The 24,018-nt window shown below is 67.4% G+C and carries 20 protein-coding genes and 1 pseudogene; 8 read left to right on the forward strand and 13 right to left on the reverse strand.

All coding sequences use genetic code 11. The annotated features are described in order from the left end of the window. Positions 1–858 (reverse strand): SDR family NAD(P)-dependent oxidoreductase, encoded by an 858-nt coding sequence (locus NMQ11_RS16415; RefSeq protein WP_255171433.1) that lies wholly within the window; start codon positions 856–858, stop codon positions 1–3. A 159-nt stretch (positions 859–1,017) separates the two neighbouring features. Here NMQ11_RS16415 and NMQ11_RS16420 point away from each other — a divergent pair, with 159 nt between their 5' ends. After that, complete coding sequence (locus NMQ11_RS16420; protein ID WP_255171434.1) at positions 1,018–1,911, forward strand: Gfo/Idh/MocA family protein; 894 nt, start codon at positions 1,018–1,020, stop codon at positions 1,909–1,911. A gap of 52 nt (positions 1,912–1,963) precedes the next feature. On the opposite strand, the gene NMQ11_RS16425 is transcribed toward NMQ11_RS16420, so the two are convergent. Then, entirely contained in the window at positions 1,964–3,043 is a 1,080-nt protein-coding gene (locus tag NMQ11_RS16425; protein WP_345781480.1) for a Gfo/Idh/MocA family protein, read from the reverse strand. A gap of 134 nt (positions 3,044–3,177) precedes the next feature. Here NMQ11_RS16425 and NMQ11_RS16430 point away from each other — a divergent pair, with 134 nt between their 5' ends. The 3 genes from NMQ11_RS16430 (at position 3,178) to NMQ11_RS16440 (ending at position 6,812) form a co-directional block, all read left to right on the forward strand. Then, positions 3,178–4,776: an N-acyl-D-amino-acid deacylase family protein gene (locus NMQ11_RS16430; RefSeq protein WP_255171435.1), complete on the forward strand. Its 1,599-nt coding sequence runs from the start codon at positions 3,178–3,180 to the stop codon at positions 4,774–4,776. 66 nt (positions 4,777–4,842) lie between these two features. Continuing rightward, positions 4,843–5,577 carry a fumarylacetoacetate hydrolase family protein gene (locus NMQ11_RS16435; RefSeq protein WP_255171436.1) on the forward strand — a complete coding sequence of 245 codons (735 nt, stop codon included), beginning with the start codon at positions 4,843–4,845 and terminating at the stop codon, positions 5,575–5,577. After that, positions 5,574–6,812, forward strand: coding sequence for an aminotransferase class V-fold PLP-dependent enzyme (locus tag NMQ11_RS16440; protein WP_255171437.1), 1,239 nt, complete (start codon positions 5,574–5,576; stop codon positions 6,810–6,812). Before NMQ11_RS16435 ends, NMQ11_RS16440 begins: the two co-directional genes overlap by 4 nt. A 14-nt stretch (positions 6,813–6,826) precedes the next feature. Here the strand turns inward: NMQ11_RS16440 and NMQ11_RS20120 are convergent, their stop codons facing one another. The 5 genes and pseudogenes from NMQ11_RS20120 to NMQ11_RS16460 form a co-directional block, all read right to left on the reverse strand. Continuing rightward, a complete protein-coding gene (locus NMQ11_RS20120; protein ID WP_345781483.1) occupies positions 6,827–7,033 on the reverse strand; it encodes a hypothetical protein in 207 nt (68 codons plus the stop codon). Positions 7,034–7,098: 65 nt separating this feature from the next. After that, a pseudogene (locus NMQ11_RS20125) lies at positions 7,099–7,530 on the reverse strand (type 1 glutamine amidotransferase); the annotation flags it as partial. A gap of 110 nt (positions 7,531–7,640) precedes the next feature. Next, positions 7,641–8,642, reverse strand: coding sequence for a Gfo/Idh/MocA family protein (locus NMQ11_RS16450; RefSeq protein ID WP_255171438.1), 1,002 nt, complete (start codon positions 8,640–8,642; stop codon positions 7,641–7,643). Between the two features lie 79 nt (positions 8,643–8,721). Beyond that, positions 8,722–10,350 (reverse strand): SufS family cysteine desulfurase, encoded by a 1,629-nt coding sequence (locus tag NMQ11_RS16455; protein WP_255171439.1) that lies wholly within the window; start codon positions 10,348–10,350, stop codon positions 8,722–8,724. A gap of 58 nt (positions 10,351–10,408) precedes the next feature. Then, a complete protein-coding gene (locus NMQ11_RS16460; RefSeq protein WP_255171440.1) occupies positions 10,409–12,457 on the reverse strand; it encodes an alpha/beta hydrolase family protein in 2,049 nt (682 codons plus the stop codon). A 131-nt stretch (positions 12,458–12,588) separates the two neighbouring features. On the opposite strand from NMQ11_RS16460, the gene NMQ11_RS16465 reads away from it, so the two are divergent. Then, positions 12,589–14,040: an enolase-like domain-containing protein gene (locus NMQ11_RS16465; protein ID WP_255171441.1), complete on the forward strand. Its 1,452-nt coding sequence runs from the start codon at positions 12,589–12,591 to the stop codon at positions 14,038–14,040. Between the two features lie 10 nt (positions 14,041–14,050). Here NMQ11_RS16465 and NMQ11_RS16470 read toward each other — a convergent pair whose 3' ends face one another. Genes NMQ11_RS16470 through NMQ11_RS16485 form a run of 4 tightly spaced genes read right to left on the reverse strand, consistent with a single transcriptional unit; the run spans position 14,051 to position 18,169 of the window. Continuing rightward, positions 14,051–14,968: a glycoside hydrolase family protein gene (locus tag NMQ11_RS16470; protein WP_255171442.1), complete on the reverse strand. Its 918-nt coding sequence runs from the start codon at positions 14,966–14,968 to the stop codon at positions 14,051–14,053. A gap of 7 nt (positions 14,969–14,975) precedes the next feature. After that, a complete protein-coding gene (locus NMQ11_RS16475) occupies positions 14,976–16,034 on the reverse strand; it encodes a Gfo/Idh/MocA family protein (RefSeq protein WP_255171443.1) in 1,059 nt (352 codons plus the stop codon). A gap of 54 nt (positions 16,035–16,088) precedes the next feature. Beyond that, entirely contained in the window at positions 16,089–17,180 is a 1,092-nt protein-coding gene (locus tag NMQ11_RS16480; RefSeq protein ID WP_255171444.1) for a Gfo/Idh/MocA family protein, read from the reverse strand. After that, positions 17,177–18,169, reverse strand: a complete 993-nt coding sequence (locus NMQ11_RS16485) for an LLM class flavin-dependent oxidoreductase (RefSeq protein ID WP_255171445.1) — start codon at positions 18,167–18,169, stop codon at positions 17,177–17,179. Before NMQ11_RS16485 ends, NMQ11_RS16480 begins: the two co-directional genes overlap by 4 nt. A gap of 661 nt (positions 18,170–18,830) precedes the next feature. On the opposite strand from NMQ11_RS16485, the gene NMQ11_RS16490 reads away from it, so the two are divergent. The 3 genes from NMQ11_RS16490 (at position 18,831) to NMQ11_RS16500 (ending at position 21,576) form a co-directional block, all read left to right on the forward strand. Next, on the forward strand, positions 18,831–19,772 hold the full coding sequence (locus tag NMQ11_RS16490) for a dihydrodipicolinate synthase family protein (RefSeq protein ID WP_255171446.1): 942 nt from the start codon (positions 18,831–18,833) through the stop codon (positions 19,770–19,772). Positions 19,773–19,865: 93 nt separating this feature from the next. Then, entirely contained in the window at positions 19,866–20,954 is a 1,089-nt protein-coding gene (locus tag NMQ11_RS16495; RefSeq protein ID WP_255171447.1) for a M14 family zinc carboxypeptidase, read from the forward strand. A 61-nt stretch (positions 20,955–21,015) separates the two neighbouring features. Further along, a complete protein-coding gene (locus NMQ11_RS16500) occupies positions 21,016–21,576 on the forward strand; it encodes a YdcF family protein (protein ID WP_255171448.1) in 561 nt (186 codons plus the stop codon). An 83-nt stretch (positions 21,577–21,659) separates the two neighbouring features. Here NMQ11_RS16500 and NMQ11_RS16505 read toward each other — a convergent pair whose 3' ends face one another. Together NMQ11_RS16505 and NMQ11_RS16510 are read right to left on the reverse strand one after the other, a co-directional pair. Next, positions 21,660–23,537, reverse strand: a complete 1,878-nt coding sequence (locus tag NMQ11_RS16505; protein WP_255171449.1) for an ABC transporter substrate-binding protein — start codon at positions 23,535–23,537, stop codon at positions 21,660–21,662. A gap of 119 nt (positions 23,538–23,656) precedes the next feature. Continuing rightward, positions 23,657–23,953 carry a hypothetical protein gene (locus NMQ11_RS16510; protein ID WP_255171450.1) on the reverse strand — a complete coding sequence of 99 codons (297 nt, stop codon included), beginning with the start codon at positions 23,951–23,953 and terminating at the stop codon, positions 23,657–23,659. Positions 23,954–24,018 lie beyond the last annotated feature (65 nt).

The raw sequence follows: 24,018 nt of genomic DNA on the forward strand, positions 1-24,018 counted from the left end.
TCACCGCTTGCTCGGCCGCGTCGGCGGCTCCTCGCTCCCGAAGATCTGCGTCTGGAAGCCCCAGTCCAGCCCGGCCGTGAGGCCGCCGTCGACGACGAGGTGGGTGCCGTTGACGAACGAGGACATCCCCGAGACGAGAAACAGCGTCGCGTCGGCGACCTCCTCGGGTCTGCCGAACCGCCCCGCCGGGTACTGGTCGATCCACTCGTCGCGCTGGGTCCACTCTCCGTCGTCGGTTTCGCGGCTCTCGCCGACGTCGTCCAGCTGCTCGCTCCGCCGGCCGGTCTCGATCGTTCCCGGACAGACGACGTTCGACCGGATCCCGTGCCGACCGTACTGCGTCGCGATGAGCCTCGAGAGGCCGAGCACGCCGCTTCTGGCCGAGGAGTAGGCGATCTGGCCGATCCCGTCGAGGCCGTTGACCGAGGACATGTGAACGATCGAGCCGCCGCCGCTCTCGACCATCGGCGGGAGGACCTCCCGCGAGACCAGGAACAGCGATTTGAGGTTGAGTTCGACGGTTCGATCCCAGGCCTCCTCGTCGATCCGGTGGAGGTTGTCGTCGTTTATCGAGCCGCCGGCGTTGCTGACCAGGCCGTCGATCCCGTCGAAGCGCTCGAGGGTCGCGTCGACGAGCGCCTCGATCTCGGCGGGTTCGGTCACGTCACACGGGACGCCGACGGCGTCCGCGCCGTACTCGTCTCGCAGCTCCGCCGCGACCGTCTCGACGTCGTCCGGGCTTCTCGAGGAAACGACGAGGTTCGCGCCGTTTTCGGCGAGGCGGTCGACGATCGCTCGACCGATCCCGCGGGAGGCGCCGGTGACGATCACGGTCTCGTCCGTGAGTAGTTGCGACATCGTCTGTACCGTTTGTGAGGCAGTCGTCTTAACCGATTGGTTGACCTCCTCCCGCACCTACAGTCGCGGGAATCTCACACAGCGACCGTTCACCGCGGATAAGACGCCGGCTCTCGAGCAGGGTCAGAACTATATGTCCGGACGGTCCAGTTATGAGAGATGATCGAGGTAGGAGTCCTGGGGTTAGACACCAGTCACCCCGAGAAGTTCGCATCCATCCTGGGTGACTGCGACGACGTCTCCGTAGCCGGCGTCTGGGACGACGGAAAGGTGCGCGACGAGACGTATACGAACGAGTTCTGTGCCGACCACGGCGCCGATCGCTACGACGACCCGTACGCGATGATCGACGACGTCGACGCGGCGATGATTCTGACCGTCGACTGGTGTTCGCACCGAACGCTGTCGGTGCCGTTTCTCGAGGCGGGCGTCCCGACGATGATCGACAAACCGCTGGCCGGATCGATCACCGACATCGACGCGATCGAGGCCGCCGCGATCCGAAGCGGAACCCCGCTGTACGGCGGCTCGGCCGTCCCGTTTCATCCCGACCTCGCGGCGCTGACGACGATGAACCCGAAAACCGTGTTCTGTTCGGGCTACGGCGACCCGTTTTACTACGGCGTCCACCTGGTCGACACCGTCCGGTCGCTCCTCGAATCCGACTGGACGCGCATCGAACCCGTCGACGGCGCCGGCCGCGTCGCCGTCGTTCACTTCGTCGACGGCTCGACGGCGACGCTCCGGTTCGACGGCCCCGAAGAGGAGGGGACGTTCGCCTTCCTTGGCGTCGGCGACCGGACGAAAACCGTCCACATCGAGAGCACGGTCGACGAACTCGAGCGGATGTACGGCCCGTTCGTCGACGGCTTCCTCGAGGCGGTTCGAGGCGAGCGAGACGACCGCGAGCGACTGATCGACGGCGCCAGACTCCTCCTCGGGCTGCAGGCGGCGTTCGAGGACGGCGAATCCGTCCCGCTCGACGACGTCGCGGCCGCGGCGTCGGCGTTCGACAGCACCGCGTTTCTGGCCAACTACGAACCCTACTACTGATCCGAACCGCGAGCGAAAACGACCCGTCGACACCTCGAGTCGCCGGACGGCCTCACTCTCTGTCCTGGCTCTGTGGCTGCGGCGTAAGCTCGCCGCTCTCGACCAGCGCGACCAGCGGGTTGTCGTCGATCTCGAGCGGGAGGTCGACCCGCCCCCGACGGCGCGAGGACTCGTAGCCGGCGAGGATGATCTCCATCGCCGCGAGGGCCCGTCGCGCGCTCAGCTCCGGTTCGGCGCCCGTCTCGAGTCCCTCGATGACGTCGTCGATCGCCGCGGGGATGTCCGAGAACGGCTCGCCGGTGTGGATCTCCTCCCACGGCTCGGTCTCGCCGCGCTTACACCGGAGCTGTGTGTCCCCTGGCGGGTTGAGTTCGACGGCGCCGTCGGTGCCGAGCACCCGGAGGTCGCAGTCGATGAAATCGGCGTCGTCGCCCATCGCCGCGACGGCGTCGACGCCGCCCTCGTAGCGCCAGCGGACGAACGCCTCGTTGTCGTTGTGGACGCCGTATCGAACGTTCTCGACCCGGTAGTCGATCGCTCCGAGGACCCACTCGGCCGGCCGGTCCTCGAGGACGGCGTTACAGAGGTCGATGAAGTGCGTCCCCGAGTCGAAGAGGTTCTTCGTGGTGAGTTCGATCCGTTCGACGTCGCCGACCGCCCCGCCGGCGGCGAGCGAGACGAGACGGCGACTCGGCGCGGACACCCGCCGCTGGTGGTTGAACGTCAGCTGCACCCCCTCGCGGTCGCACGCCGCCGTCATTCGGCGGCTGTCGGCCATCGTCACGGCCATCGGCTTCTCGCAGTGGATCGCCGACGGCCCCTCCTCGTGTTCCGCGCAGGCGACGACGATGTCGGCGTGCGTCGGCACCGGCGTACAGACGCTGACGACGTCGGGACTGGTCGCCTCGAGCATCCGCTCGTACTCGGTGAACACGCTCCCGTCGTCGATCCCGTTTCGCTCGGCGAAGGCGCGCGCGTTCTCCGCGACGATGTCGGCGCAGGCGGTCAGTCGACACGCCGGCTGTCGGTCGTATCCCTCCGCGTGGCGGTAGGCCATCGCGGCGCTCTGGCCCCAGACGGGAGTCTCCGGTTCCGGCCCCGTTCCGATGAATGCGACTTGGTACTCGCTCACAGTGGCCCCACTGTCGGAGACCGGCAAATAAGTTCCGCCGCCCTCATCGTAGTCAGCGCGGGTTGTCGCCGTAGACGCCCGCGATCGGTTCCTCGAGCGGTGGATTTAGGACGCCGGCGGCGAACTGGTGAGCTATGACTCTCGAGTTACTCGTCGAGAACGCCCGGATCGTCGACGGAACCGGCGCACCCTGGTTCCGCGGAGCCGTCGGCATCACCGACGGCGAGATCAGCCACGTGAGCAGGGCGACGGACCACGGCCTCGACGCCGAGACGCGAATCGACGCCGACGGCAGCGTCGTGGCGCCGGGCTTCATCGACGCCCACTCACACTCGGACCTCGAGCTGTTTTCCGACCCCGCGCTCGCGCCGAAGACCCGCCAGGGGATCACCACCGAGATCCTCGGCCAGGACGGCTTCTCGATGGCGCCGCTGTACCGCGAGGACGGCGTCGAACCCTACCAGGAGTACCTGAGCGGACTCGCCGGTCGCCTCGAGCGCGAGTGGAGCTGGAACTCGATGTCCGACTACCTGGACGCGATCGACGACGCCGGCATCGCGCCCAACGTCGCGACGCTCGTGGGCCACGGCACCGCCCGCTACGAGGTGCTCGGCATGGAGGACGTCGAACCCGACGACGACGAACTCGAGGCGATGGCCGACCTGATCGCGGAGGGGCTCGCAGACGGCGCGATCGGCTTCTCGACCGGGCTGGTGTACACGCCGCAGGTGTACTCAGAGACCGCGGAGGTCTCCCGACTCGCGGCCGAACTCGCACCCTACGGCCGGCCGTTCGTCGCGCACATCCGCAGCGAGGGTCGCTGGATCTGGGAGGCGCTCGACGAGTTCTTCGACATCGGCGCCGACCACGAGATCCCGCTGCACATCTCGCACTTCAAGCTTACCGGCGCCGCTCAGCACGGGAAGACCGACCGCCTGCTCGCGCTGGTCGAAACCGCCCGCGAGCGCGGCATCGACGTGACCGCGGACCAGTACCCCTACACCGCCGGCAGCAGCATGCTGACCGCGCTGTTGCCGCCGTGGGCGCAGTCGGCCGACGCCGGGGAGATGCGGGAGACGCTCGCCGATCCCGCCCGGCGCGAGGAGATCCGCCGCGACATCGAGGAGTGGCGGATCGACGGCTGGCAGAACGTCGCCGGCAAGACCGGCTGGGACCGCATCCACGCGACGAACCTCACCTCCGAGGAGTTCCGGGACGAGGGCGGCGACGCGATCGCGGCGATCGCCGCCGAGCGCGGAATCGAACCGGTCGACGCCCTCTGTGAGGTGTTGCTCGCCGAGGACCTCGAGGCGTCGATGATCGCCCACGGGCTGGTTGAATCGGACGTCCGGGCGATCCTGCGCTCCGACCGCGTTGCGGTGGGCTCCGACGGCCTGTTCGGCGCCCGACCGCACCCCCGCGTCTACGGCACCTTCCCCCGGGTGCTCGGCCGCTACGTCCGCGAGGAGGACGTGCTCTCGCTCGAGGAGGCGGTCCGGAAGATGACCTCGCTGCCGGCGCGCGCGATGGGGCTCGACTCGAAGGGAGTGCTCCGGCCCGGTCTCGACGCGGACCTGGTCGTCTTCGATCCGGCGGTCGTCGCCGACAGGGCGACGTTCGACGACCCCGAGCGCCACCCGATCGGCGTCGAACACGTGATCGTCGACGGCACGCCGATCGTCTCGGACGGCGAGGACACCGGCGCCAGGCCGGGTCGCGCGATCCGCGCCTGAACCGTCCGCCGGCCCGACCGTCGTGACCGAAAGAACGTTAGTGCGTGGGGACAACCCTCGAGCACAATGCGAACGGTACGATTCGAAGACGAGACCGGCTACGCTCGCCGCGGCGAGTGGACCGACGACGGCATCGTCGCGAACGGTAACACGTACGATCCAGCTGAAGCGAACGTCCTGGCGCCCTCGGAACCGACGAAGATCATCTGTCAGGCCGGCGGCTACATGGACCACCGCGAGGAGTCGGGCTTCGACGACCGCCCCGACCGCCCCGAACTGTTTTTGAAGACGCCCAACTGCGTCGTCGCCCACGGCGACGCGATCGAACTGCCGCCGGGCCGCGAGAGCGTCGAGTTCGAAGCCGAGTTCGGCATCGTCATTTCCGAGCAGTGTCGCGCAGTGTCGGAGGACGAGGCGATGGAGTACGTCGAGGGCTTCACCTGTGTGAACGACATCTCGAACCGCGACGACCAGGAGCAGGAACGAAACTGGGTCCGCGGGAAGGCCTTCGACGCCTCCTGTCCGATCGGGCCCGTCGTCGCCACCCCCGACGAGGTGCCGGACGATGCAACACTCACTCTGCGGCTCAACGGCGAGACGAAACAGGAGACCACCCGCGAGCACATGATCTTCTCGGTGCCCGAACTGGTGGCGGACGTCAGCGAACTCATCACGCTCGAGCCCGGGGACGTGATCGCCACCGGCACGCCGTTCGGCCCGGACGAACTCGCCCCCGGCGACACCGTCGAAGTCGAGTTCGACGGCGTCGGCACCCTCGAGAACCACGTGATCGCACGATGACGGGCGAACGAGACGTCGCGACGGGCGGCCGCGACACCATCTACGACGAACTCGGCGTCCCGTCCGTGGTGAACGCCACCGGAACCAAAACGCGGATCGGCGGCACGCTGATCAGGGAGGAGGCCCTCGAGGCGATGAACCGCGCGGCCGAGGCTTTCGTCCGCATCTCCGATCTGCAGGCGGCCGCCTCGGAGCGGATCGCGGAGGCGACCGGCGCCGAGGCGGGCTACGTCACGAACGGCGCGAGTTCGGCGCTCACGCTGGCGGCGGCGGCCTGCATCGCAGGCGACGACCTCGGCGCGATGGCGCGACTGCCCGACACGGAGGGCGTACCGGACGAGATCATCGTTCCGCGGACCCACCGCAACGGCTACGATCACGCGCTCCGGGTCGCGGGCGCCGAACTCGTCGACGTCGGCGGGAACGACTACCACCTCGGAACCGGCTCGGAGAACACCGAACTCTGGGAGATCGAGGACGCCATCTCAGAGGAGACGGCCGCGGTCGCCTACATGGAGAAGCCGTTCACGCAGCCGCCGCTCCCCGACGTCTGCGAGGTCGCCCACGCCCACGACGTGCCGGTGATCGTCGACGCCGCCGCGGAACTGCCGCCGACGCGGAACCTCTCGAAATACTCCGAGCAGGGCGCCGACCTGGTCGCGTTCAGCGGCGGGAAGGCGATCCGCGGCCCGCAGTCCTCGGGGATTCTCGCCGGACGAGCGGACCTGATCACGTCGGTCGCCCGCCAGCACCTCGACATGCACGCCGCGGAGGCGGCCTACGAGCCGCCGGAGGACCTCGTCGCGGCCGACGAACTCCCCGGCGTCCCACGCCAGGGGATCGGCCGCTCGATGAAAGTCGGCAAGGAGGAACTCGCGGGGCTTGTCGCCGCCCTCGAGGCGTTCATCGCGGAGGACGACGACGCCGTGCTCGCCGAGTGGCACGACCGCGCAGCGCGGATCGCCGGGGCCCTCGAGTCCGTCGACGGCCTCGAGACGGAACTCGCGAACGCGGGCAAAACCGAGGCGGTCACGTCGGTTACCGTCACGGTCACGGACTCGGCGCCCGTAAGCGCGACCGACATCGTCCACGGGCTTCGCCAGGAGAACCCGCGGGTGTTCGTCGGCGCCGACGACCTGCACCTGTCGCAGTTTACGATCAACCCGCGGTGTCTGCCCGACGAGGAAGTCGACTACGTCGTCGAGCGAATCGCCGCCAACGCCGAGTCGGTCTGAGCCGTCCGTCGGCGCTACTCGGCCGTACTCCGCTCGCAGTCGGCGGCGCGAGCCGCCGCGTACGCGAGGAAGTTGTCGAACACCACCTTGGCGTCCGCGGCGGTCGCGACGGTCTCGTCCGTGATTCCCTCGAGAACGCGCTCGATCCGCTCGTCCGGGAGGTCCTTCCCCCGCGCGACCCGGATCGCCGTCTCCCGGTCGTACTCGGGGTGAAACTGCACCCCGAAGACGGCTCCTTGCGGAACGCCTGGATCGAGTAATCGTTTTCCGCCAGCAACTCGGCGCCGGGCGGGAGCGCGACGACCTCGTCGGAGTGGGTAGCGAAGACGAGGAATCGGTCGGGAAGCTCCGCCAGGAGGTCCGAGTCGCGGGTGCGTTCCATCTCGCGGTAGCCGAGTTCGTACTCACCCATGTCCCGCACCTCGCCGCCGAGGACCTGGGCGAGCAGCTGGTGGCCGAAGCAGACGCCGAGGACCGGTAGGTCGCGCTCGATCGCGGTCTCGAGCCACGCAGACAGCGGCGGAATCCACTCCTCGTCGCCGTAGGCGGCCGCGGCCGAGCCGCTCACGATCGCGGCGTGCCAGTCGTACCGTTCCGGAAGCTCGCCCCGGGTGGCGTCGAACGGGGTGACGTCGGCGTTCACGTCGCGGTCGAAGTTCCGACGGGTCGCCTCGTCGTTGAAGGAAGCGTTCAGCAGTGCCACGCGTAGCGGGTTCATCTCGATGCGACTAACGTCACGTCGAAACGTAATGAACGTTCGCCTCGAGACCCGTTCTCGAAACCGATTGTTCGACGCCAAACCGCGGGTTTCCGTCCCGAAAACGAAGCCTACAGCTCCTCGATCGCGACCGCCCGCCCCCGCTCGCTCGACTCGTAGATCGCCGCGAGAACCCGCTGGACGGCCAGCGCCTCCTCGACGGTGCCACTCGGCGCTCGCGTCCCGGCGACCATCTCGAGAAACGCCTCGGCCTCCCGGTCGTAGATGTCGACGTCGTCGACGGACACCGTCTCGGGGTCGGCGTCCGGGTCGGCGTCGACGAGCGTCAGCTCGGAGTCGGTGACGCCGAACCGCGCGCCGGCTTCGGTGCCGCGGAGAACGCAGGTTCTCGAGGGCTCTGCGGTGCCGTGCCAGGCGGTCTCGACGGAGATCGTCTGCCCGTCGGAACACCGGAGGAACGCGCTCGCGGAGTCGTCGACCGCGTACTCGCCGAACTCCGAGCGGACCTGCCCGCTGACTTCGACGACCGCCGGGTACTCGAGCAGGTGGAGCGCGAGGTCGATCACGTGGACGCCGAGGTCCATCAGGACGCCGCCGCCGGCGAGTTCCTCGTCGACGAACCAGCCGCCGTTTCTCGGGACCCCGCCCCGCCGCAGGTAGTCGACGTGGACGTGCGAGAGCGAGCCGAACCGGCCGTCGTCGCGCAGCGAGACGACCCGTTCGGTGGGGGCCGCAAAGCGCATCGTGAACCCGACCGCACAGAACCCGTCCGATCGGCGCGCGGCCGCCGCGATCCGTTCGGCGCTCTCGAGGGAGTGTGCCATCGGCTTCTCGAGCAACACGTCGACGCCCGCCTCGAGCGCGTCGACCGCGATCTCCTCGTGAAAGCGGTTGGGAACGCCGACGATCACCGCGTCGACGCCTGCCTCGAGCAACGCGTCGTGGTCGGCGCAGGTCGTGGCGTCGAACTCCGCTGCGAACGCCTCACGGGCAGCCGCGTCGAGGTCCGCCCCGAGGAGATCACAGTCGAGTCGGGCGAGCCGCGTCGCGTGGATTCGTCCGATCGTTCCCAGGCCGACGATACCGATTCGCGTGGTCGTATCCGTGCTCATTGGGTGGCGGTCACACGGGCGGGACAAAAAGCTGAGCCATCCGGCGGTCCGTGGGAGTCCCGTTCGAGTTGGGACGCGGCTACCGCGGGAGCCGCCCCTCATGCGCCGCGAGGTACTCCCTCGCGCCCTCGCGGATGACCTCCTCGGGGCCGACGACGCAGTCGCGCCTGAGCTCGGGGAACTCGCCCTCGAGGAGCGCCTTGACCTCGCCGTCGAGCGCCGCGGCCTCGGCGATCGGCCGACCCTCGAGGTGTTCCGCGAGCAGGTCCGCGACTGCCGTGGAGACCGCACAGCTCTCGCTCTCGAAGCCGAGTCGTTCGATCGTGCCGTCGGGAGCGACCGCGACGTGGAACTCGCCCTCGTCGCCACAGGAGGTCTCCTCGGAGTGCTTCGTGAACGTCGGCTCGGCGAGCCCGCCGTCGTTGCGGGGGTGCTCGTGGCGCTCGAGGATCGCGTCGTGGTAGGACGAGGCGAGGTAGCCCTCGAGTTCGTCGGCCGCGTCGTCGACGGCCGCTAACAGCAGGTCGATCTCCTCGGTCGTGTTGTAGACGTAAAAGGACGCCCGGACCGACCCCGGAATCGAGAGGATGTCGTGCAGCGGCTGCGTGCAGTGATCGCCCGCCCGGACGGCGATGCCGCGGCGGTCGAGCAGCGAGGAGAGGTCGTGGCCGTGGACGCCGTCGACGTTGAACGCGACGACGCCGGTGCGCTCCTCGCCCGCGGGCGGGCCGTACGTCTCGACGTGATCGCGCGCGTCGAGGCGCTCGAGGGCGTACTGGGCCAACTCGTTCTCGTGGTCGCGGATGGCGTCCATCCCGATCTCCTCGAGGTAGTCCGCCGCCGCCGCGAGCGCGATCCCCTCCGCGATCGGCGGCGTGCCGGCCTCGAACTTCCAGGGAAGGCCGTTCCAGGAGGAGTCCGCGAACGTGACGTGTCGGATCATCTCGCCGCCGAAGAGGAACGGGTCCATCTCCTCGAGCAGCTCGCGTTTCCCGTAGAGGCCGCCGATACCGGTCGGGCCGGCCATCTTGTGCCCCGAGAAGGCGAAAAAGTCGGCGTCCATCGCCTCGACGTCGATCGGTCTGTTGGGGGCGGACTGGGCGCCGTCGACGAGGACGGAGGCGTCGTGTTCGTGCGCCAGATCGGCGATCTCCCGGACGGGGTTGACCGTCCCAAGTACGTTCGAGACGTGGACGACCGAGACGAGCGCGGTGTCGGGGCCGATCAGTTCCGCAGCGTGGTCCATGTCGAGGCGTCCGTCGTCGTCGACGCCGACGAATCGAAGCGTGGCGCCGGTCTTCTTGGCCACCTGCTGCCAGGTGACCAGCGAGGCGTGGTGTTCCATCTCCGTCGTCACGATCTCGTCCTCGGGGCCGAGCTCGTTCACGCCGAGGCCGTAGGCGACGAGGTTGATGCTCTCGGTGGTGTTCTTCGTGAAGATCATCTCCTCGCGACCGCCGCTGGCGCCCACGAACGCCGCGAGCCGGTCGTGGGCCTCCTCGTAGGCGACGGACGCCTCGTGGCTCAGCGTGTGAATGCCCCGGTGGATGTTCGCGTTGTAGCCGCCGTAGAACTCCTCGTAGACGCGGTAGACGCGCTCGGGAGTCTGTGTCGTCGCCGCGTTGTCGAGGTAGACGAGCGGCCGTCCATCGACCGTTCGCTCGAGAATCGGAAACTCGCTCCTGATCGCCGATACGTCTCGGTTCATGTCCGTACGTTCGGTGCAACCGGCATAAATCTACGCCGCCTCTCGAATTGTCGGAACGCTACTCGACCGTCTCGAGGTCGCGGTCCTCGAGGACCGCCAGCAACTGCGGGAGGTCACAGCTACCGACGAGCCCGTGAACGCGGCGCCTGAAGTCGATTTCGTACTCGTGGCTGGTCGCAATTTCGTAGAAGGAGTCCGGCAGGTTCTCGAGGCGCACCGTCTCGAACGCCGGATTGGCCACCGCGGCGTACACCGCGTGGAGCGCGCCAAGTCCGACCCCCTCGAGGCCGTACCCGTCCGCATCCGCCGGGAGCACGTCACTGTCGGCGACGCGGCGCTCGAGGTACGCCCGCGCCCGAAGAACGTCGAACACCCGCATCCCGAACAGCGACTCGCCGAGCATGAGCGCGTCACTGCCGAGTTTGTACTCGGTGCCGTGGTAGTCGAAGTACTCGCCGCCGTTCGACTGCGGCGTGTTCACGTCGCGCGCCCGAACGGCGCCGACGCCGCGCGGGTCGAACGCCATCGCCGCGCCACGCTCGCGGGCGAGCGCCGCGAGGCGCTCCTCGTACCGCTCGAACTCGTTCGTGCCGCGATCCGGCAGGACGACCGTCGGCACGACGGTGTCGGGTGACTCGAGCGCGACGGCGGCGATACCGGTCACGACGACCCCGGGTTCGCTGTAGAAGAACGTCTTCTCCCAGCGCACGCCCCGCTCCTCGTCTTCCTCCCGTTCGATCCGGCGGGGGTGAAGCTCACAGCGCGGCCGCTCGAGGTCGAGTTCGTCGATCACGGTCTCGCGCATCGCCTCGGCGTAGGCGGCGGGGTCGTCGACCGCAGGGGGCGTTCCCGCGTCGTCGTGGCGTCGCTCGACGAACGCCCGGGTGAGGTCGACGACGTGGGTCTCGTCGGCGTACTCGCCGTGGACCTGTCCGGCCGCCGTACAGCGCAGGTCGGCTACGTCCTCGACGGCGGGGTCGCCGGTTTCGAAGTCCGGCTCGAGCCCGCGGAGGTGTTCGCGGAACCAGTTCACCATCGCCTCCCGGAGCGGCGGCGAGAGGCCGTGGGTCCGATCCGCGACCGCCATGTCGACGTTCTCGGGGCGATCGTACAGGCCGTAGACGGCCCGCGCGCGCTCGAGGCTCTGGCGGGCGCCGTCGATGCAGAGGAAGTCGGACTGGGCGGCGCCGATCAGGGCGGGCTTCGGGGCGAACGCGGAGACGAAGTCGTCGTAGTTCAGCCCGCGCTCGATCGCGCCGTAGACGATCTGCTCGCCGTCCTGTGCCTGTCCGGTTTCCATGTACGACTCCCGCGAGGTGACGAAACAACACGGCACCGCGGCCTCGAGGCGGTCGTCGACGAGCATCAGAAAGCCGGTCTGCATCCCGCCGCCGGAGTTGCCGGTCGCCCCCAGGCGCGACTCGTCGACGTCGGGGCGGGCCTCGAGGTAGTCGAGCGCCCGGATCATGTCGTGGACGAAGTACCGCGCGAGGTTCGACTCGGCGGCCGCACACTGCTGGCCGAGGTAGGTGTGTTCGGTCGTGTTCTGGCGCGGAATCTCGCCCGTCTCGGGGTCGTAGCTCTGCATCCGCTCGCCCTGGCCGATCGGGTCGATCGCGAACACGACGAACCCGTTCCGGACGAGGTCGAGACAGGCCTGCTGGTAGCCCCCGGCCGCTTTACCGACCGCCGCGTGCCCGCAGAGGAAGAGAACGGCGGGGTGCGGTCCGTCCGTCGCTTCGGCACCTTCACCGGAGTCGGTGTCTTCGCTCTCGCCGTCGTCTCGAGTCGGCCGGTAGAGGTTCCCCGTGACGTGAAAGTCCGGCAGGCTCTCGAAGACGACCGTCTCGATCGCGTAGCCGTCGCGCTCGAGGGTGGCAGTCGTCTCGGCGGAAAGCGGCGGCCGCTGCTCGGGGAGTCCGCCGAGGCCCTCGAGAAACGCCTCGCGCATCTCCGCGGCGTGGCGTTCGTGGTCGTCGACCGTCTCGATGGCCGCCTTCCGGGCGCGCTCGGCCTCGAAACGCTCCTCCGCCCGCGCTTTGAGGTACCGTGGCAACTGATTCTCGACGTCGTAGTAGCCGTCGACGTGGCTGTCGAAGCCGTCCATTGTCACCTAACTCGTTACCGACGACTTCAACGTTGTGCCGCGCCGTCGCGGCAGCTCCCTCGTCACGGCCGAAAACCGCGCGGTTGCGCGATCACCCACACTTATGTCACTCCGTGGCACTGCACTCGATAATGAAACTCGACGTCGTCGGCGCCGAGCAGTACGTCCGAACCAACGAGAAGCGGATGGCGTTTCACTTCGGAAACGTCGTCGCCACCGAGGGCGCCCACCACTTCCTCGAGGTCGACCTCGACGTCGACGGCGAGCGAGTGACGGGGCTCTCGATGGTCGGCATCGCCCCGGCGTGGTTCCTCAAGGACCCCGAACTCTCGATGGTCGAGCAGACCGAACTGTTGCTCGAGACCTTCGACGCCGCCTGCGAGCACGCGCTGGCCCTCGAGCCCGCGCCGTCTGTGTTCGACTGGTGGTACGACCTCTACGAGCGCCAGCGCGAGTGGGCCGCAGACACCGCCCACCCGCCGCTGCTGTGGGGGTACGGGGTGGCCATGGTCGAACAGGCGGTGATCGACGCCGTCTGTCGCCACCGGGGGATCACGTTCGCCGAGGGAATCCGACGCGGCGCCTTCGGCGTCGAGCCGGGACGTATCTACGACGAACTCGAGGGAACCGACCCCGGCGAACTCCTGCCCGCGGAGCCGACGCGCGAGGTTGCGCTCCGGCACACGGTGGGGCTGGCGGACCCGCTCGTCGGGGCGGAGATCGATCCCGAGGAGCGACTTGACGACGGCCTCCCGCAGGCGCTCGACGAGTACGTCGAGCGCGACGGCGTCGACCACTTCAAGATCAAGCTCTCGGCGGACCCGGAACGCGACGCCGACCGCCTCGCGACGATCGGCGAGGTGCTAGAAGCGAGTTCGCTCGAGTCGTGGTTCTGTACGGTCGACGCGAACGAGGGGTACGAGGACGTGCGGACGTTCAAGGACCAGTGGGAGCGCCACGCCGCCGATCCGTCCGTCGCCGCCGTCGTCGACAGCGTCGCGTACGTCGAACAGCCCCTGCCGAGGAACGAGGCGCTCACCGACGAAACCGGCGAGGTGCTCACGGAGTGGGCGGAGCGCCCGCCGATCATCATCGACGAGTCCGACGACGGCCTCGACACCGCCGGCCGCGCCCTCGAGTGTGGCTACGCCGGGACGAGCCACAAGAACTGCAAGGGCGTGTTCAGCGGCGTCGTCAACGCCTGCCTGCTCGAGAGCCGACGGCGCGAGGACGCCGACCGCGAGTACGTGATGAGCGGCGAGGACCTCACCACCATCGGCCCCGTCGAGTTGCTTCACGACCTCGCGGTGATGGGGACGCTCGGAACGACTCACGTCGAGCGCAACGGCCACCACTACTACCGGGGGCTGAGTTTCCTCCCCGAAGACCTCCAGGGGACGGTCCTCGAGGCCCACGGGGACCTCTACGAGCGCCACGACGCCGGGTTCCCGACGCTCGCCGTCGACGACGGGCGCGTGCGCTTCGACAGCGTGATCGAGGCGCCGTTCGGCCGCGACTTCGAGCTCGATCCGGCGCGGTTCACGCCCCTCGAGGAGTGGTCGATCGAGTCGCTCTACGAGTGACGACCGGCGGCTACGGGCTCCGGGGGGCCGCCGACCGGAGCTCCGCGCCGGCGATCCCGCGCTCGCCGGCGATCGCGTAGTACAGGTAGACGCGACCCTCGTCCTCGAGGACGGCGGGGTCGCGCAGCGCCCGTGTCGGCTCGTCGGCGCTCCCGTCGCTCGAGGTGACGGTCGGCAACGCACCCCCCTCGTACTCCCGGTCCGGCCAGAGGAGCGTCTCCGGCGGGTGAGGGTCCGGGCGCCACGCCGCCTCCGCCGGCGCGAGATCCATCGTCGCCACCATCAGCCGTTCGGGTCTATCGCCGCGGCGCGTCAGAAACAGCTGCAGGCGGTCGTCTCCGAGCCGCCTGACCGCGAAGTGGCGGTTCCTCGGGAACAACTCCTGTCCCCGTTCGAACGGGGCCAACGGGTCCGGGCTCCGATACAGGTGTCCGTCGTTCGCGACGGCGTAGTGAACGCCGTCGTACTCCCACACCCGGAAGTAGGAGTCGCCGAGCGTCTCCCCGCGGACCTCGAAGGAGAGCCCGTCGGTCGACGTGGCGACGTCCGTCGCCTGGCTCAGTTCGCCGGACTCGTGGTCGAACGGGCCACAACAGCCGTGGAAGTACAGCCGAATCCGCTCCCGGTCGCGGTCGACGTGGACGTCCGGCGAGGCGATGTGCTCGTCGAAGCGGGTGTCCTCGAGTCCGAGCGCCCCCGGCGGGTGGACCGTCCACGGCCCGCGGGGCGAGTCGGCGTAGGCGAGCCGGATGAACGTCCCGCTGTGGTGGGCGAAGTACATGTAGTACCGACCGAGGGGGTTCTCGAGCCACGCCGGCGCCCGGATCACCGACGGCCCGTTGACGTTCGTCCCGACGCCGTCGGCCGACTCGGGCGTGATCAGCGGGTTCTCCGAAAATCGAGCGACGGTGAGGTCAGTAGCGCGCATCGCCGACTCACTCGTCGCGGCTCGGCGGCAGTTCGCCGGACTCGATCAGCGCCCTGAGCGGGTTGTCCTCGATCTCGAGCGGCGGCTCCACGCGACCGCGCCGCCGCGCGGATTCCCAGATTCCGAAGACGAGTTCGGTCGCGCCGAGCGCCCGGTCGGCGCCGATGATCGGCTCGGTGCCGGTCTCGAGCGAGCGAACGACGACCTCCGCCGCGGCCGTCTGGGCGGACGCCCCGCCGACCTCGACGGTCGTCCAGCCCCCGGTCGTCGGCGTCCGAATCCGGTACTCGTCGCCGAGTTGGAACTCGATCGCGCCCTCCGTTCCCAGGAACCGGTTCGTCTGGGGACCGACGGCGGACGCGCCCGCGCCGGTCGAACAGAGGCCGTGAACGCCGGATTCGTACTCCCACATCCCGAGCCCCTGGACCTCCGCGGGCATGTCGGTGTACCAGATGTGCTCGTCCGGGTAGTCGATCTGTCCCACGATCCACTCGACGGGTTCGTCGCCGAGGACGTAGTTCGCGAGGTCGAGGTGGTGGAGCCCCGTCTGCAACAGATCCTGACGACCGATCTCGACCCGCTCGAGGTCGCCGATCTCGCCGCCGTCGATCGCCGACTTGATCGCCGCAGCACCGTCGCTACACCGGTTCTGGAGGTTGATCGTCAGCTGGACGTCGTCGCCGGCCCCGAGTTCGACGAGTCGGCGGCTCTCGCCCATCGTCGGCGCGAGCGGCTTCTCGCAGTGAACCGCCCGGACGGCGTCGTGGTCGACGCAGGCCTCGACGAGATCGACGTGGGTCGACGGCGGCGTACAGATACTGACGACGTCGGGCGAAGCGGTATCGAGCATCGACTCGAGGTCGGTGAAGACGCCGTCGTCGGGCAGGTCGAACGCGGCGCCGAAGTCGCGTGCGTGGTCGCTCACGACGTCGGCGCAGGCGACGAGTCGGCAGCCCTCGACGGAATCGAACGCCCTCGCGTGTCGGTACCCCATCGAGAACCCGTCGTGGCTGGACTCGTCGGGGTTGGGACCCGTGCCGACGACTCCGATCGTGTACTCGCTCATTGTGTCACGGCCGTAGTTGCTCCGAGGCGGCCATAGTTCTGCCGGTGGCGCGACTCAGTCCGACCCGCTCGAGGGCAGCCGGCGAGCGGCGCCATCGACGTCCACCCACGCCCCCGTTTCGGCGGACTCGTAGGCGGCATCGAGGATTCGCAGGACGGTCAGCGCGTCCTCGAGCGTCACCGGCGGTTCGGCCTCGCCGTCGCAGGCGTCGAAGAAGGTTCGGACGAACGCCATCCCCCACGAACCGCCGTAACCGGGGGCCGGCTCGTACTCGTGGGTGATCGTCCGGTGGGGCGTGCTCGCCCAGTCGCCGCTCGCGTCGTCGAGTTCGAGCGCCGTCTCGCCGTCGAAGCCGAACTCGCGGCCCATCGGATCCCAGCTGCTTCGCCCCCCGGTGCCGTAGACGTCGAGGTGCGTGTCGTACAGGTCCGCACCGAGGTAGTAACCGCAGTGGAGCGTCCCGAGCGCCCCGCCGGCGGTCTCGAGTTGGAGCGTCGCCGCGTCCTCGACCCCGACGCCGTCGGCCCCGGCGGCCGTGTTCGCGTTTACGCGCGCGATCGGCTCCTCGAGAACCGAGGTGAGCAGTTGAATCCAGTGGATGCCGAGCCACTGGAGGATGCCGCCCCGGCTCGCCCCCGGATCGAAGATGAAGTGGTCGGTGTCGCGGAACGCGAGCTGTGAGGCCACGTACCGGGCGTCGAACGCCCGGATTTCGCCGAAAAAGCCCGAGCTGACGAGCGACCGGAGTTCGCTCGCAATCGGGTGGGACTGCCACGGGTAGGAGACGCAGACGGTCGAGTCGGTCGTCGAGAGCCGGTCGCACAGCGCCTCGAGTTCGGCCGCGGTTCGAGCGGCCGGCTTCTCGGTGTAGACGTCGACTCCGGCGTCGACGGCGGTCTCGATCGCCGCGGGCGTGTCGCGGTTCGGGAGGGTGAGAAACACCGCGTTCAGCGCCGTCGATTCGAGCATCGATTCGAGGGAGTCGTACACCGGAACGTCGCCCAGCGAGGCGACGCTCGAGGCGTCGAACGACGGGGTCGGTTCGCAGGCGCAGGTCACGTCGACCGGGAGTTCGGCGAGCGTCTGCAGGTACGGCTCCGCGTGGTGGTGGTCGAGCCCGGCGTAGCCGATACGGCGCCGGCTCATCGGTCACCGCTCGCGAACGCCGGCATGACCTCCTCGCCGAACCGCTCGAGGCACTCGAGGGTGACGTCCTGTGGCTGGCCGGGGAACTGGACCCGGAGGTAGACCTGGTCGACGCCGAGGTCCTCGTACGTCCGCAACTTCTCGAGGCAGTCCTCGGGGGAGCCGAGGACGAACTTCTCCTCGAGTTCGTCGTAGTCGACTTCGACCTCGTGTTCGTCCATGTACGTCTGGCCCCACCGGGCGTACCACTCGTACATCTGTAGCAGGTACGGCTCGATCGTCTCGCGGGCGTCCTCGAGGGAGTCGGCGACGAAGCAGTCGCGCATGAGGACCACGTCGTTGTCCGCGCGATCCATCTCGAACTCCTCGAGGGAGTCCTCGTAGACGCCGATCTGGTGCGCTAAGTCGTCGGTGGTCGAGGAGGCGCTGGCGATCCAGGCGTCGCCGCGATAGGCCGCCCGCTTGATAGCGATGTCGGCGTGGCCGCCGATCCAGACCGGCATCGACCCCGCCGGTCGGGGGCTGACGAACACGTCCTCGAACGACCACCGGTCGCCGTCGTGAGAGACGCTCTCGTCGGCCCAGAGCCGTTTCAGGACGTGCAGCGACTCGATGAACGCCTTCGAACGCTCCTCCATGTCGATTCCGAACGGTTCGATCTCCCGTTCGCGGTAGCCGATCGCCGCGCCGAAGTGCATTCGGCCGCCGGAGAGGCGGTCGACGGTCGCAATCTGTTCGGCGAGCGTGAGCGGGTTGTACAGCACCGGGAGCATCGCCATCGTCGCGAGGTCGAGCGTCTCGGTCCTGGCGGCGAGCGCGGCGAGCGTCGTAACCGGCTCGACGAACCCCTCCTCGTGGACGTGTCGCTCACCGAGTGCCGCGCCGTCGAACCCGAGTTCCTCCATCAGGTCGGCCTGTTCGAAGAGGTGTGCGAGCTCGAACTCGCTTTCGGGTGTGTAGTATTGGTTCAAGAAAACGCCGAACTTCACGGCGACCCCACCTCTGACAGCGCCTTTCGACAGATATCCATTGTATTCGTCTACTGCGAGGAACGCCATTGTTATGTAATTTGTGGGGAACTCCGCCGAACCCTTCGAGGGCCGCTGATTTCGAACGGTTGCCGATCTGAGTGTCATTTGGTACCGTGGACCAGAAATCCGTTTAGACATACCAAACGAACGCGTTCCGAGGCCGCCACGATTCCGGCCGAGCACCCGACACCTCGCGTCGACCGGGACAAAACGTCGAGAAAAGCGTGTAAATTGTTTTGCACAACAAAACGATTGGTCAAACTGCCGAAATCACGGGATACCGGCACCCTCCTACATCATCTGTCGAGAAATTCTGGCTGACCGGCCATATACATTACATGCATATGTCTGTAACTCTAACGCGTCTCGACCGTCGACAGACACCCGCTTCGAGTGAATGGACAGACCGGTGTTTAGAATTACAAAACTTACGTGGCAGCCGCTACCACACACCTAGCCATTGGTTATCCTTCGGCGCGTTAGCCGCTCGGATCGACGCGATCGAGTTTCAGGGAACTCGTAGCGCGAGCGACGTTTCCGATCGAAATCGGCGTTCTCTGGCGACAAACCGGTGGTTCAACCGGAACTATAATAATCGGTGACTTCAAATCACCGACCCATGCCATACGACACGCTCCGAGAGAGTCTCCGCTCCGTTTCGTTCACGACGCCGACGCCGTTCAGCGACGACGGCGACCGGGTCCTCGAGGAACGGATCGGAGAAAACGTTCGAACGCTGTACGACGCGGGCGCCCGCGTCTTCATCCCGTGTGGGAACACCGGCGAGTACTACTCGCTCTCGCAAGCCGAGCGGATCGACGTCGTGGAGACGACCGTCGACGCACTCCCCGAGGACGCGACCGTGATCGGCGGCGTCGGCGGAAGCACGAAGAACGCCCTCGAGTTGCTCGAGGCCTACGAGCGAGCCGGGGCGGACGCCGCGATGATCATGTACCCGCGGCACACGTACATCCACGAGCAGGGGCTGATCGAGTACTACCGCGCGCTCGCGGACGCGACCGACCTGGGAATCGTCCTGTACAAGCGCGGCCCGCTGCTCAACGAGACCGTCCTCGACGAGCTGTCGACCGTCGAAAACGTCGTCGCCGTCAAGTACGCCGTCAACGACGTCAAGCAGTTCTCGCGCGTGACCCAGACCGTCTCCGGGGACGTCGTCTGGCTCAACGGCGTCGCCGAGCGCTACGCGCTGGCGTACGCCCTCGAGGGCGCGGAGGGGTTCACCACGGGTATCGGGAACTTCGTTCCCGAACCGGTGCTCGCGCTCGAGAGCGCGCTCAGCGCCGGTGACTGGTCGCAAGCGCGCGAGATTCGAGACGCGCTGCGACCCTACGAGGACCTCCGCGAGGAAACCGGCGGCGGACCCGCGTTCGGTTCGGCGAAGAACGTCCCCGTCGTGAAGTACGGCTCGGAGCTACAGGGAATGTACGGCGGACCGGTCCGAAACCCGCTGATCGAACTCGAGGCCGACGACCGGACGCGGGTCGAGGAGTATCTCGAAGAACTCGAGAAGGCCGGCCACCTGACGTCACCCAGCGCCTGAGACGGGTCGACGCGCAAGCCGAGACTCGTCGCTGGACGAGCGGCTCGCGAGAGCCCAACAGTTAAGCTACGGACGTTCCTCGTACCGACCATCATGGCCGACGACAGTAGTGCGACGATGACGTACCGCGAGGCAGTCGACCGCATCCCCGACAGGGAACTCCCCGAGTTCTGGATCGGGAGCCGCGAGGCGCTCGCCGCCCAGCTGGATTCGCTCGAGCGTGGTCGGGTCGAGGAGGTGACCACCTCGCCGGGCGGCCGGCCGATTCGGCTCGTCACCTACGGCGACCGGCCGGAGCGCGACCAGGAGGCGAACTTCAACTCCGCCGTCGCCGGGAAACGGCCGGCGGCGTACGCGAACCGGGACGAGCGGGAGACCCCGGTCGTGTTCTTCATCGGTCCCGTTCACGGCCACGAGGTCGAGGGGCTGACCGGACTCTGTAACCTCCTTTCGATCGTGGAGACGGGTCGCGACCTCAGGGGGACCGAACAGCCGACGATTCGCGAACTGGCCGATCAGTGTCGGCTCGTCGTCCTTCCCTGTGGCAACCCCGACGGTCTCGATCGCTTCGAGCCGGAGTCGCTACACGGGATGGCGCTCGCGGACCTCGAGTTCTGGGGACAGGGAACGTGGGCCGACGACCGGTCCATCGGCTACCCGGACGCCAAGCAGCGCCACCCGATGACCGGCGACGACGTCGGGTTCCTGGGGTGTTACTTCGACGACGCGGGCGTGAATCCGATGCACGACGAGTTCTTCGATCCGATGGGGCCGGAGGCGCCGGCGATCCTCGACGTCGCCCGCCGCGAGGCGCCGGATCTCACGGTGTCGCTACACAGCCACGGCTACCCGCCGGGACTCATCCGGCCGAAGTACGTCCCCCTCGAGGTCCAGGCCGACGCCAGGGCGATCCACCGGGAGTACAACGCGCGTCTGGACGACCTCGAGATTCCACAGATATACGCCTCGGAGGTCGCGAGCGAAAGCGGGAGCCCCCCGCCGTACTTCAACCTCGTCAGCGCGGCCTACCACGTCAGCGGGACCATCGGACTGCTCCACGAGTCGGCCCACGGCCTCTCGGACGGGTACACCGGCGAGATCACGCACGAGGAGATCCTGGACGCGCAACTCGCCCTCTACGAGGTGATGCTTCGACACGCCACCGACGACTCCGGGCCGTAAGTACGACCCGAATCGTACACGAGAGAAGAATATATGTGTGCGAGGCGCCACGCTGTGAGTGATGGTCGTCGTGGTACTCGGACAGGCGCTCGCCCAACGCACGATTCACCCGCACCTCCGCCGTCGGGTCGACGCGGGGATCACAGCGCTACGTGAGACCGATTCTCGACAGCTGGTGCTGTCGGGCGGGAGGCGAAACCGATCGGTCGATCGCGCCGAGGCAGACGCGATGGGGGCGTACGCCCGCCAGCGCGGCGTGAGTCGTGACGCGATACTGCGCGAGCGCCGCTCGCGGGACACGATCGGGAACGGCTACTTCACTCGACGCCTCCTCGAGGACCTCGAGGTCGAACCCGACGCCCTCTACCTCGTGACCGCAGAGTGGCACGCACCGCGCGCGGCGTTCGTCTTCGAGCAGTGTTTCGGCGAGGCGGTCACGATCGACACCAGGTACGCGACGACCGTGACTGGCGGTGGAAACCGAACCGAAGAGCGGGCCGCACTCGAGCGGACGCGGTCGTTCTTCGAGCCGGTTACGCCCGGCGACCTCGAGGCGGTCCGGCGGCGACTCGTCGCGGACCACGACTGGTACGACCTCGAAACCGCGACGACGCCCGTCTGACGGGCCGGTTGCGGTCGTGACACTGGAGGGCAGAAAACGGGTGAAAACGACGGGGCGAACGCGTTGGTTCGGTTCGACGCGGATTACAGCGGGTTGATCTTGCCGCGCTTGAGCTGGTGGTAGACCGCGCGGTAGACCTGCCATCCGACGTCGTCCGAGTTGAACTCGAACTCCTGTGTATTACCCCAGGAGCCGGTCTGCGTTTCGATGAGGTCGATCTGTGGAAGCTGGTAGTTCCAGTACCACGTGAGCGTCTCGGTGAGTTCCAGGGTCTCCTCTTCGGACTGTGCGCTCTCGAGCGCGTTGTGAAGCTCGAAGAGGTTGATCTCCTGCGTTCCGCCCGAGAGGTCCTCCGCACCGACCTCCTCGGGGATTTCGAGAACCATCTCCCGACCGTTGTACTCCGCACGCGTCGCACCCTCTGCGACGTTCCGCTCGACGACCCCGTAGTCGCCCAGGTCGTTGCTGTGGGTGTGGTTGATGCGGAAGTACCAGAACGGGTGTGGGTTCTGTCCGCCGTGAGTGCCGACGGTCATGTCGAAGTCGATCCGGTCTTCGGTGTTCGCGTTGTACGTCGCTCCCTCGAGAGCCGTGAAGTCGATCTCGAATCCGAACGACGAGAGCTGGTCCGAAACCGTTCGTCCGATGTTCGTGTGCTCTTCGCGGATGACGAGCTCGAGGGTGACCGAGTCGCCGTCCTCGTCGACCCACTGGTCGCCGTCGAGTTCGTAGCCCGCCGACTCCATCAGCTCGATCGCACCGTCCTCGTCTCCCTGGTGCGGGTAGTCGATGAAGTCGTCGACGTAATCGCCGAGCAGGTTCTCGGTCATCGACGACGTGATACCCGTCTGTTGCTCACGGGCAGCCGCTTCGGAGGGGTAGTTGCTCGCGATGTGTTCGTTGTCGAGCACGTGAGCGATCGCGCGGCGGACTTCGATACGGTCGAGGTGCTCTGCACCCGGACCGTTGTGGAAGAACTCGATCTTCCGCATGAAGGTGTCGGTGTGAACGCCGACGTTCTCCGCGTGGTCCGGCGCGTTGCCCTCGCCGACCCAGTTTTCGACCGTGCTGAAGCCCGCATCGACGTCGCCAGCCATGATCCGCTGTGCGAGCGCCTCGTCGGCCGCCAGGATCCACTCGAACTCGTCGATCTCGATCTGGTCGGCGTACGGGTGCTGGTCGAACTTTTCGAAGCGCATTCCCTCCGTGTCGTAGTCGACGAGTTCGAACGGACCGGCGCCGAGGCCCTCCTCCATCACCGTCGAGATGTGGAGCGGCATCTCGTCGCCCATCCGTTCCTGGACCTCGAGGCGTTCGTCCTGATTATCGAGGTCTTCGAGCTCTTCGGCCCACGGCTGATACTTGGGACCGTAGGATCGGAGCATCGGTCCGAGGTGGCCGCCGACGGCGTACTCGATGAGTTGCGGACTCTGCGGTTCCTTGAAGTGGTAAACCAGTGTCTGGTCGTCAGCGAGTTCGACGTCCTCCCAGTCGGAGCCCTCGGGGTCGAACAGCCGAGCGCACTCGTTGTACCAGTAGGCGTCTTCCGCGGTAACCTGGTCGCCGTTCCACCAGTAGAAGTCCTCGCTGTAGGTGACCGTCAGCGCCTGGTCGCCCTCGTCGTACGACCAGTCGTCGACCAGGTCGTGCTGGACGGTCCCGTCCCTGAAGTAGCGCGTGTGGAACTCCATGAACATCTTGGCGTTGTCCCACGGGTACCCCGACGCCCACGTGTTGAAGTTCATCTCGTCGGGGATCGTCGGCATCGCCATCGTGATCGTGACCGGACCGTCGTCGCCGTTACCGCCGTTGCCGCTATCGTCCGAGTCGTCCTCCTCACCACCGCTCAAACACCCTGCCAGGCTCGCACCCACCGCTGCCGAGCCGGCACCGAGGATCTGCCGACGGCTAAAGAGTTCCTCGATCGATGTAACAGTCCCGTCTCTGCCATTGCGTGACATACAACAGATATAACTCTCCTCAGACGTTAAATATCTTTCTCCTGGGTGACTGTCTGACAGACATGTGCTCCGGCAGAACCCACGATGAGGAGAATCGACACCCGCACCGATCACGACCGCTACTTTCGCTGAATCAGCTGTATAACCACGTAGAACAGGCCGCCGGCGATGATCGACGAGATTCCGAACACGCCGAGCATTCCGGCGATAACACCGTCCTGGCTGGTGATCTCGAAGGTGGTGACGTTCGCGATCTCGAAGACCATCCCGACGGCGAGCAACAGGATGCCGACGGCGACGAGCGAGAGCAGAAACGAACCGCGCAGTAGTTTGAGTATCCGATACGTGACGCTGTTCGACTCGACCGATTCGGGCTCTTCGACCTCACCGGATTCAGAGTCGGCTACGGTTGCCATCGTGTCTACACTGGTTTTGTCGTAGCTACTATAAATATTTGGTGTCGAGCTGTCGAAATCGTCGC

The organism is Natrononativus amylolyticus, from assembly GCF_024362525.1.
GTDB lineage: Archaea > Halobacteriota > Halobacteria > Halobacteriales > Natrialbaceae > Natrononativus > Natrononativus amylolyticus.

Bases quoted from the DNA above. Each gene is read 5' to 3' on its own strand.
- NMQ11_RS16415 (WP_255171433.1), bottom strand. From the start codon at position 858: ATGTCGCAACTACTCACGGACGAGACCGTGATCGTCACCGGCGCCTCC.
- NMQ11_RS16420 (WP_255171434.1), top strand. From the start codon at position 1,018: ATGATCGAGGTAGGAGTCCTGGGGTTAGACACCAGTCACCCCGAGAAG.
- NMQ11_RS16430 (WP_255171435.1), top strand. From the start codon at position 3,178: ATGACTCTCGAGTTACTCGTCGAGAACGCCCGGATCGTCGACGGAACC.
- NMQ11_RS16435 (WP_255171436.1), top strand. From the start codon at position 4,843: ATGCGAACGGTACGATTCGAAGACGAGACCGGCTACGCTCGCCGCGGC.
- NMQ11_RS16440 (WP_255171437.1), top strand. From the start codon at position 5,574: ATGACGGGCGAACGAGACGTCGCGACGGGCGGCCGCGACACCATCTAC.
- NMQ11_RS16450 (WP_255171438.1), bottom strand. From the start codon at position 8,642: ATGAGCACGGATACGACCACGCGAATCGGTATCGTCGGCCTGGGAACG.
- NMQ11_RS16455 (WP_255171439.1), bottom strand. From the start codon at position 10,350: ATGAACCGAGACGTATCGGCGATCAGGAGCGAGTTTCCGATTCTCGAG.
- NMQ11_RS16460 (WP_255171440.1), bottom strand. From the start codon at position 12,457: ATGGACGGCTTCGACAGCCACGTCGACGGCTACTACGACGTCGAGAAT.
- NMQ11_RS16465 (WP_255171441.1), top strand. From the start codon at position 12,589: ATGAAACTCGACGTCGTCGGCGCCGAGCAGTACGTCCGAACCAACGAG.
- NMQ11_RS16470 (WP_255171442.1), bottom strand. From the start codon at position 14,968: ATGCGCGCTACTGACCTCACCGTCGCTCGATTTTCGGAGAACCCGCTG.
- NMQ11_RS16475 (WP_255171443.1), bottom strand. From the start codon at position 16,034: ATGAGCGAGTACACGATCGGAGTCGTCGGCACGGGTCCCAACCCCGAC.
- NMQ11_RS16480 (WP_255171444.1), bottom strand. From the start codon at position 17,180: ATGAGCCGGCGCCGTATCGGCTACGCCGGGCTCGACCACCACCACGCG.
- NMQ11_RS16490 (WP_255171446.1), top strand. From the start codon at position 18,831: ATGCCATACGACACGCTCCGAGAGAGTCTCCGCTCCGTTTCGTTCACG.
- NMQ11_RS16495 (WP_255171447.1), top strand. From the start codon at position 19,866: ATGGCCGACGACAGTAGTGCGACGATGACGTACCGCGAGGCAGTCGAC.
- NMQ11_RS16500 (WP_255171448.1), top strand. From the start codon at position 21,016: ATGGTCGTCGTGGTACTCGGACAGGCGCTCGCCCAACGCACGATTCAC.
- NMQ11_RS16505 (WP_255171449.1), bottom strand. From the start codon at position 23,537: ATGTCACGCAATGGCAGAGACGGGACTGTTACATCGATCGAGGAACTC.
- NMQ11_RS16510 (WP_255171450.1), bottom strand. From the start codon at position 23,953: ATGGCAACCGTAGCCGACTCTGAATCCGGTGAGGTCGAAGAGCCCGAA.